This window comes from Streptomyces beijiangensis, from assembly GCF_017315755.1.
GTDB classification, from domain to species: domain Bacteria; phylum Actinomycetota; class Actinomycetes; order Streptomycetales; family Streptomycetaceae; genus Streptomyces; species Streptomyces beijiangensis.
In genome coordinates this window covers 1-1,521 of the sequence record NZ_JAFLRJ010000534.1, presented here as the reverse complement: position 1 = coordinate 1,521, position 1,521 = coordinate 1, and the positions used below count along the sequence as shown (strand labels likewise).

Here is a 1,521-nt window from a genome sequence, read left to right as displayed (position 1 = left end):
GGGTCTGCTGCAGGGTTGGGTGACAGGTCGGTCACGCGGCCTGGAGGGCCGGAATGGTCATGACTGTTTCGTATTCGACGGGGGTCAGTCGGCCAAGTGCGGCTTGTCTGCGGCGTCGGTGGTAGGTCCGCTCAATCCAGGTCACGATCGCGATCCGCAGTTCCTCGCGGGTGGCCCACTTCCGTCGGTTAAGGACGTTCTTCTGCAGCAGGCTGAAGAACGACTCCATGGCCGCGTTGTCGCCCGCCGCCCCGACTCTCCCTATCGAGCCGGCGATCTGATGCCGTGCAAGCGCCCGGACGAATTTCCTGGACCGAAATTGCGACCCACGATCGCTGTGCAGGACACAGCCCGCGACGTTGTCGCGTCGGGCAACAGCGTTGTTCAGGGCAGCGACGGCCAGAGAGGACTTCATCCGCGAGTCGATGGAGTAGCCCACGATCCGCTTGCTGAAAACATCCTTGACCGCACAGAGATACAACTTTCCTTCCGCAGTGGGATGTTCGGTGATGTCGGTGAGCCACAGCCGGTTCGGGCCGGCCGCGGTGAAGTCCCGGCGGACCAGGTCGTCATGCACGGGCGGACCGGCTCTCTTGCTCCTGCCGCGCTTCTTGCCGAACACGCTCCACCAGCGGTTGTCCCGGCAGATCCGCCACGCGGTCCGGTCCGCCATCACCGCTCCGGCGCCGCGGGCTTCGTCGGCCAGGAAGCGGTAGCCGAACTCCGGATCGTCACGGTGGGCGGCGAACAATGCGTTCGCGCGAAATGCCTCCTCGAACTCAGCACTGGTCACCGGCTCCTCGAGCCACCGGTAGTAGGGCTGTCTGGCGAGCTTCAGGACCCGGCACGTCACCGCGACGGGCACCCCGTCCACAGCGAGCTCCTTCACGAGCGGGTAGATCCTTTTCCCGGCAGGTTCGCCTGGGACAGATAGGCCGCGGCCCGGCGCAGGACCTCGTTCTCCTGTTCCAGCAGCTTGATCCGCCGACGGGCCTCGCGTAGTTCCGCACTCTCCTGGCTAGACGTCCCGGGCTTTGTCCCGTCGTCGACGTCCGCGCGACGCATCCACTTCCACAGCGTCATCGCGTGGACCCCGAAGTCGGCGGCCACCTGCTCGACGGTCACGCCCGGTTCGCGGTTTCTCGCGACGCGCACGACATCCTCGCGGAACTCCTGGGGATAAGGCTTGGGCACAGCGACATCCTTCCCACCTGCCCTACAGGGCAAGCCACTTCAGATGTCACCCGATCGTGCGGCAGACCCCAGGTGCGGTCGGGTCTGCCGCACGATCGGGTGACATCTGAACTGGCTTGCCCTGTAGGTCAGGTGGGAAGGATGTCGCTGTGCCCAAGCCTTATCCCCAGGAGTTCCGCGAGGATGTCGTGCGCGTCGCGAGAAACCGCGGTCCGGGCGTGACGGTAGAGCAGGTGGCCGCCGACTTCGGCGTCCACGCGATGACGTTGTGGAAGTGGATGCGCCGCGCGGACATCGACGACGGGACAAAGCCCGGAACGTCCAGCC

Annotated in this window: 2 protein-coding genes; one reads left to right on the top strand and one right to left on the bottom strand. The window is 65.7% G+C overall.

The genetic code is table 11. From position 1 onward, the window contains the following. Positions 1–31: 31 nt before the first annotated feature. Positions 32–1,194, bottom strand: a protein-coding gene (locus tag J0695_RS36405; RefSeq protein ID WP_206969047.1) for an IS3 family transposase whose coding sequence is annotated in 2 segments (ribosomal slippage) — positions 32–907 and positions 910–1,194 — 1,161 coding nt in all. Because the reading frame shifts where the segments join, the coding sequence is not laid out codon by codon here. Positions 1,195–1,343: 149 nt separating this feature from the next. On the opposite strand from J0695_RS36405, the gene J0695_RS36400 reads away from it, so the two are divergent. Then, positions 1,344–1,521, top strand: a 178-nt coding sequence (locus J0695_RS36400) for a transposase (RefSeq protein WP_206969048.1), incomplete at its 3' end; no start/stop codon positions are given.